General features: G+C 64.0%; 6 protein-coding genes and 1 pseudogene. 2 read left to right on the plus strand and 5 right to left on the minus strand.

Annotation, left to right across the window (positions count from 1 at the left end; genetic code table 11):
* Positions 1-190: hypothetical protein (locus VK519_RS00300; RefSeq protein WP_324346547.1), on the minus strand; the 190-nt coding region annotated here is incomplete at its 3' end.
* Positions 191-343: 153 nt separating this feature from the next.
* Between VK519_RS00300 and ku the strand changes: the two genes are divergently transcribed.
* Positions 344-1303: a non-homologous end joining protein Ku gene (gene ku / locus VK519_RS00305; protein WP_324346549.1), complete on the plus strand. Its 960-nt coding sequence runs from the start codon at positions 344-346 to the stop codon at positions 1301-1303.
* 76 nt (positions 1304-1379) lie between these two features.
* Here the strand turns inward: ku and VK519_RS00310 are convergent, their stop codons facing one another.
* From VK519_RS00310 to VK519_RS00325, 4 genes are all read right to left on the minus strand, one after another.
* Positions 1380-2588, minus strand: coding sequence for an AGE family epimerase/isomerase (locus VK519_RS00310; protein ID WP_324346551.1), 1209 nt, complete (start codon positions 2586-2588; stop codon positions 1380-1382).
* The gene (locus VK519_RS00315; RefSeq protein ID WP_324346552.1) at positions 2585-3562 is read right to left on the minus strand and encodes a carbohydrate kinase family protein; all 978 of its coding nucleotides are present in this window, start codon (positions 3560-3562) and stop codon (positions 2585-2587) included. Before VK519_RS00315 ends, VK519_RS00310 begins: the two co-directional genes overlap by 4 nt.
* A gap of 36 nt (positions 3563-3598) precedes the next feature.
* Positions 3599-4822, minus strand: a complete 1224-nt coding sequence (gene fucP, locus VK519_RS00320) for an L-fucose:H+ symporter permease (protein ID WP_324346556.1) — start codon at positions 4820-4822, stop codon at positions 3599-3601.
* 112 nt (positions 4823-4934) lie between these two features.
* Positions 4935-5987, minus strand: coding sequence for a LacI family DNA-binding transcriptional regulator (locus tag VK519_RS00325; RefSeq protein ID WP_324346554.1), 1053 nt, complete (start codon positions 5985-5987; stop codon positions 4935-4937).
* Between the two features lie 275 nt (positions 5988-6262).
* Here VK519_RS00325 and VK519_RS00330 point away from each other — a divergent pair.
* Positions 6263-6687: pseudogene (locus VK519_RS00330) on the plus strand (glycoside hydrolase family 92 protein); the annotation flags it as partial.

A 6687-nucleotide genomic window follows, 5' to 3' on the forward strand; every position in this document is an offset into this window, starting at 1 on the left:
TTTCCAGCTGGGCGCGCTGCTGCATCTGCTGCTGTTGGGCGATGGACGCCGCCTGCGGGTTCACCGTGCGCACCACCGGGGCCGGGCGCGGAGCGGTTGCCGGGGCCGATTTCGCCGTGGTCTGGGCCAGGGCGCCGGCACCCAGGCTTAGCAACGCCAGGCCGGCGGCTAGGGGAATGAGCTTGATCATGGGCTTCTCCTTCTTGATGGGCCTAGATTCGCGCTTCGATGGCGGGCAAAGAGTGAAATTCCCGCTAAGCGGGAACTTGCGTTCAGACACATGCACAACCTCCACGCGCCAGGCGGCAGGCTCTAGGTACCTCACCCGCATGAGTGCAACGCCATGGCCCGTCCCATCTGGAGTGGCACCCTATCCTTCGGCCTGCTGAACGTGCCGATCCGCCTGATGTCCGGCGAGCGGCACAACGACCTTCATTTCCGCCTGCTCGACCAGCGTGACAACAAGCCGATACGCTACGAACGGGTGAACGCCGAATCCGGCGAGGAAGTGCCCTGGAAGGAGATCGTCAAGGCGTTCGAGTACCGCAAGGGAAGTTACGTGGTGCTGGAGGAATCCGATATCCGCGGCGCCGCCAGCGAGGCCCACGAAGTAGTGGAGATCGATACCTTCATCGATGCCGGCGAGATCGCCCCGTCGTACTTTGAAAAGCCCTACGTGCTGATGCCGGCGAAGAAAGCCGAGAAAGGCTATGTGCTGCTGCGTGAGACGCTGAAGAAAACCAACCGCGTGGGCATCGCCCGCGTGGTGATCCGCACACGGGAATACCTGGCCGCCGTGATGGCCCAGGACAACGCCCTGGTGATGAACCTGTTGCGCTACCCGGCCGACATCATCGATCCCGAGGACTACGGCTTGCCCGGGAAGGATGCGAAGGACTACCGCATTACGCCCAAGGAAATGGAGATGGCCAAATCGCTGATCGAATCGATGGCGGGCAAATGGAAACCCTCCGACTATCGCGACGAGTTCCGCGAAAAACTGCGCAAGGTGATCGAAAAGCGCCTGGCCAAGAAGGGCGTCACCGCGGACATCGAGGAAGAACACGAGGCGCCGGAAGATGCCACCACCAACGTGGTGGATTTCATGGCGCTGCTGAAGAAAAGCATCGCGGGCAACAAGCGCACACCGGCGGCGAAGAGCGGTGCGAAGGCTACCGCGAAGTCGACGGCGAAGGCGGCCAGGTCGGCGGGCAAGAAAGCCGCGGCGAAGAAATCGACGGGGAAGAAGGTGGCGGCGAAGAAGACCGCCAAGAAGGCGCCCGCCCGGCGTGCCAGGGCCTGACACCCGAGGCGATGGTTGGGGGTCAGAGCGATGATTGGGGGTCAGAGTAATTACTCTGACCCCGTTCTGCGGCGCGCTACTTCCAGCCGCGGCGCATCGCCGCGATCACTTCGTAGGCTGCACCCATGGTGTGGTAGTCGGTCTTGCCGGCGGGGCTTTTTTCGTCGTCGTACTTGCGGTTGTCGCGGGTGAGGATGCGGAACCACGCGCCGTACTGGTGATCGACCATGTGCTCCCACGAGTACGCCCAGATCTTGTCGTACCAGGTACTGTAGGAAGGATCGCCGCTTCGTTCGGACAACAGCGCCGCGGCCGCGAGCGATTCGGCCTGAACCCAGAAATACTTGTCGTCGTCGCACACCGGACCATCCGGCGCGAAACCGTAGGCGATGCCACCGAATTCATCGTCCCAGGCGTGCTTCAGGGCCTCGTCGAACAGGTGGCGCGCCGTCGGCAGCAACCATGCCGGCGCGTTGCCTTCGCCGCCCAGGAAACGATCCAGGATCATCAACAGCTTCGCCCATTCGGTCTGGTGGCCGGGCTGGAATCCCCAGGGGCGGAACAGGTGCTTGGGGTTGTCCTTGTTGTAGTTCCAGTCGACATTCCAGTGGATGTCGTAGTGTTCCCACACCAATCCCTCAGCCTTGGCCGCCTGGCGGCGCGTCATGTGGTCGGCCAGCAGCAGTGCGCGGTCGAGGTAGCGGCGGTCCTGGCTGGCCTCGTACGCGGCAAGCATCGCCTCGCACATGTGCATGTTGGCGTTCTGGCCGCGGTAGCTGGAGAAATTCCAGTTTGCGTCGGCTTCGTCGCGGTACAGGCCCGGGTCTGCCTCGAAGAAGTGTTTCTCCAGCAGATCCCAGGTTTCGTCCATCCACGGTAGCGCTTCGAGCACACCGGCCTTGACCGCGGTGGAATACGCCAGCAGCACGAAGGCCACGCCGTAGCAGTGATTGGTGGTGTCTTCTGGCTTGCCGCCCAGCAAGGTCCAGGCGTAGCCGCCGGTCTGCGGGTTGCGGTGCACGTCGCGCAGGTAGGCCAGGCCGTGGCGGGTGGCGTCGATGTAGTGCGGATCGTCGAACTCGATGGACGCCATCGCGTTGTTGAAGACGAAGCGCGTGCTGCTTACCAGGTGGCGGTGGCTGCGGTCATAAACCGTGCCGTCGTCCTTGTAATAGTGGTAGAAGCCGCCAGCGGGATCGAGCGAACGCGGATCGTAGAACGCCATGGTGGTGGCGATGTGCTCGCGCAACACGTTTTCGTCGTGGAAGTCGGGCAGGATGGTCATGCATTCATCTCCAGGAAGGCATCGACTTCGCCGGCGTCGGGGATCGCGGTGAAGGAGCCCTTGCGGGTAACGGTGATGGCGCCGCAGGCGGCCGCGTAACGCAGCAGGCCGTGCAGGCGGGGAATATCGGCTACCAGCGCCGGCAGGGTGGCGGCGGTGACGCCTTCATTACTGAGCTTCGACAGCAGGCCGCCGACGAAGGCATCGCCCGCGGCGGTGGTGTCCACCGCTCGCACGGCGAAACCGGCGAACACGCCCTGCTGGCCCTTGGTGAACCAGCGCATGGGCGCATCACCGTCGGTCACCACCACCAGCTGCGCGGTGCCGGTCCAGATGCGTGTCAATACGGCTTCTTCACTGTCATCCTGGCACAGGAAGGTGAGTTCCTCGGCGCTCAGTTTCACCACATCGGCCACCAGCAGGGCATCCCACATCCGCGGCCGCGGGTCGAAACCACGCGGCCACAGCGCCGGCCGCAGGTTCATGTCGAAGCTCACCAGGGCGCCCTCGTCGCGCGCACGGCGCATGCCAGCCACGGTAGTGGCGGCTATCGCACCCTCGGTCATCGAATTGGAGCACACGTGGAATACGGCAACGTTGTTGAAGCCGTCGGCGTGGAAATGCTCCGGCCGGAACAGCAAGTCCGCAGAGGGCGGCCGGTAGAAGCTGAAACTGCGTTCGCCATTGGCGGCCAGCGCCACGAAGGCGAGCGCGGTGTGTGCTTCGTCAGTGCGTACCACGCTGCGGGTATCGACGCCGGCGTCGTGCAGGCTCTTGAGCAGGAAATCGCCGAACATGTCCTTGCCCAGCATTCCGGCGAAACGCGCAGGCATGCCCAGCCGCGCAACAGCCACGGCGACGTTCGCCGGCGCGCCGCCGGCGAAGGGGATATATGCGTCCGGCGAACCGGGCGTGGCTTGCGGCTGGGGATGGAAATCGATCAGCGCTTCGCCGAAACAGAGGATTGCAGACATGGGGAACCGTGGGAAACCAAAAGGAAAAGCGGTGCGTCAGGAGGAAGGCAGGTTGCGTACCTTCGAGCCCGACACGCCATAGAACACGATGTACGCGTAGCAGATCAGCGGCAGGAAGAATGCGTGCTGCAAACCGATGTGGTCGGCAAGCGCGCCCTGCAGCCAGGGAATCAGTGCGCCGCCCACGATCGCCATGATCAACAGGCTGGAGGCTTTGCTGGTAAGCGGACCCAGGCGCTCGATGCCCAGGGCGAAGATGGTGGGGAACATGATCGAGTTGAAGAGGCCGATGGCAACGATGCTGTACACGGCCACGGTGCCCGAAGTGCTCATGGTGGTGACCACCAGCAACATGTTGATGGCGGCGAAGGCGGCCAGCAGCTTGCGTGGCGACAGTACGGCCAGGAGCGACGAACCGATGAACCGGCCGATCATCGCGCCCAGCCAGTAGAACGAAACAAAATGGCTGGCGCGCTGCTCGCTCATGTTGCCGATGTCAGGCAGCGACAGGTAGTTGACCATGAAACTGCCGATCGACACTTCGCCGCCGACGTAGAAGAAGATCGCCAGCACGCCGAAGAACACGTGCGGCGTGCGCAAGGCGTCCATCAGGGTGTGGTGTGAGGTGTCGGCCTGCTCGGTGGTTTCCTTCAGCGCCGGCAGGTTGAACAGGTATACGAACACCGCCAGCAGTACCAGCACCACGGCAAGGCCGATGTAGGGGCCCTGCACGGCATGGGCTTCCTGCGTGCGGTAAGCCAATTGCTCGGCCGCCGGCATGGCGTTGATGTCAGCCGCCGTGCGCACCTGGTTGGAGAGGATCAGGAAGCCACCGAACAGCGGGGCCAGCGCGGTGCCGAACGAGTTCAGCGCCTGGGCCAGGGTGAGGCGGCTGGAACTGGTTTTTTCAGGACCCAGCAGCGCCACGTAAGGGTTGGCGGCCACTTGCAGCACGGTGATGCCGGTGGCCAGCACGAACAACGCACCCAGGAACGCCGGATACGAATGCGCCGCGGCTGCCGGCCAGAAGATCGCAGCGCCGATGCCGGCGATCACCAGCCCCGCGACGATGCCGAGCTTGTAACCCAGATGCGCCACCAGACGGCCGGCCGGGAGCGACATCACGAAGTACGCGCCGAAGAAGGTGAACTGGATAAGCAGCGCCTGCGCGTAGCTCAGTTCGAACACGGCCTTCAGGTGGGGGATCAGGATGTCGTTCAGGCAGGTAAGGAAACCCCACATGAAGAAAATGGTCGTCATCACCCCGAGCGCGAGGGGAAAATACGTATACCGGTGGTCATCGCCCGAAGGCGTGGCGGAACCGGGGCGCGGGGTTGAGGCAAAGGCCATTGTGTACTCCTTGGCGTAGGTCTTAGGGTGATGCGGGACGGCAGGATGAATCACGCACCACCAGGCGCGCGGGCGCGGTGGTATGGGTGGCTTCCATGTCGGGATGGCCGATGCGGGCCAGAACAAGTTCGGCCGCCTGGCGGCCGCGGTCGCGGGGATCCACCGCGATGGTGGTAAGGGGAGGCACGCTCACGCTCGATTCGGCAATGTCGTCGAAGCCCACGATGGCGAAGTCCTCGCCCGGCCGCCGGCCGCGGGAGGTAAGGCCAAGCATCAGGCCAAGGGCCACCGCGTCGTTGTAGCAAACCGCCGCCGTGGGCGCGGGGTCGCGGTTGAACAGCGCGCCGGCCTGGCGCGCCGCTTCAAGGCGCGTGGGAGCGCTTTCCACCAGCCAGCCCGGTGCCACGGCAAGGCTTGCGGCCTTCATGGCGTCGAGGTACCCCTGGCGACGCTGGCGGCAGGAACTGGAATCGCGGTGACCGCCAAAGAAGGCGATGCGCTTGTGGCCCAGTGCAATCAAATGCTCGGTGGCAAGGTGCGTGCCGCGTTCGTTGTCCAGCACCAGGGTGTCCCACGGCGCGTCGTCGGCTGAGGCTTCGCCCAGCGAACGATTGAATACCAAGAGTGGGGTGTGCCGTCCTACGGCGGCGATCACGCGTGCATCGTCGCTGCCTTCGGCCGGCGACAGGATGATGCCCGCCGGGCCGTGCTCGATCAGCGAGGACAACACCGCCTGCTGGCGCTCGGGCGATTCACCGGTGTTGCCCAGCAGGGTGACGTAGCCGGCCGACCCCAGGGCTTCGTCCACGCCGGCAGCAAATTCGGCGAAGAAGGGATTGCCCAGGTCGTTGATCACCAGCGCGATGGAGCTTGATGTGCGGCGCCGCAGGTTCGCGGCGGCACGGTTGTACACATAGCCCTGGCGCTTGAGTTCCGCCTCCACCTTGGCCCGGGTACGCTTGTTCACCAGCGGGCTGCCCCGCAGCACAAGCGATACCGTGGCGCGCGATACATCGCAGCCGGCGGCGATGTCGGCAAGGGTCACCTTGCGTCGTGTGGGCGGCTTGCTATGCATGGGCATCGCGGACGGTCCTTTTCGCAGCGGTGTCAGGCATGCCTAGGGTCCCCTGGCGGAAGTGAACAGTCGGGCGGCCAAAAAAAGGGCGGCAGCCGAGGTGGGAGCATACTTGTAACGATCTAAACAAGGCCATCATCGCCTGTGCAGGGCGCGAATTGCATCACGCGGCGCAGCATGCACGAAAGTCCCAAAAGTGATAGTTTTTTCAATTTTAGAACGATCCAAGCCGGTTTTTCCCCTGCCAACCCGCCTTTGGCGGCCCCGGAGCCCGCATGACCGCACGATCCCCGATTCCCCTCGTTGCCTCCCTGGCCATGGCCTTAGGCTTGGCCTCGCCGCTGGTCCATGCCGCAGACCCCGCCGGCCATTCAGCCTGGGCAGCGGTCGACCCGATGATCGGTACCGGTGGCGATGGGCATACCTTTCCCGGTGCCACCGTGCCCTTCGGCATGATCCAGCTAAGCCCGGATACGGCCATGCCGGATTTCAAGCATTCCTATAAATATGCCGCCGGTTACCAGTTTGCCGATACTAGCCTGCTGGGCTTTTCGCATACGCACTTCTCCGGCAGCGGCCACTCGGACCTGGGCGACTTCCTGGTGATGCCGATCGCGGGCGAAGTGAAGCTTGATCCCGGCACCCCCGAACAGCCTGGTTCTGGCTACCGCTCGCGCTTCTCGCACGACACCGAGAAAGC

The sequence above is a fragment of the Pinirhizobacter sp. genome (assembly GCF_035317885.1).
Lineage (GTDB): Bacteria > Pseudomonadota > Gammaproteobacteria > Xanthomonadales > Rhodanobacteraceae > Pinirhizobacter.

Bases quoted from the DNA above. Each gene is read 5' to 3' on its own strand.
- fucP (WP_324346556.1), bottom strand. From the start codon at position 4,822: ATGACGACCATTTTCTTCATGTGGGGTTTCCTTACCTGCCTGAACGAC.
- VK519_RS00315 (WP_324346552.1), bottom strand. From the start codon at position 3,562: ATGTCTGCAATCCTCTGTTTCGGCGAAGCGCTGATCGATTTCCATCCC.
- VK519_RS00325 (WP_324346554.1), bottom strand. From the start codon at position 5,987: ATGCATAGCAAGCCGCCCACACGACGCAAGGTGACCCTTGCCGACATC.
- ku (WP_324346549.1), top strand. From the start codon at position 344: ATGGCCCGTCCCATCTGGAGTGGCACCCTATCCTTCGGCCTGCTGAAC.
- VK519_RS00310 (WP_324346551.1), bottom strand. From the start codon at position 2,588: ATGACCATCCTGCCCGACTTCCACGACGAAAACGTGTTGCGCGAGCAC.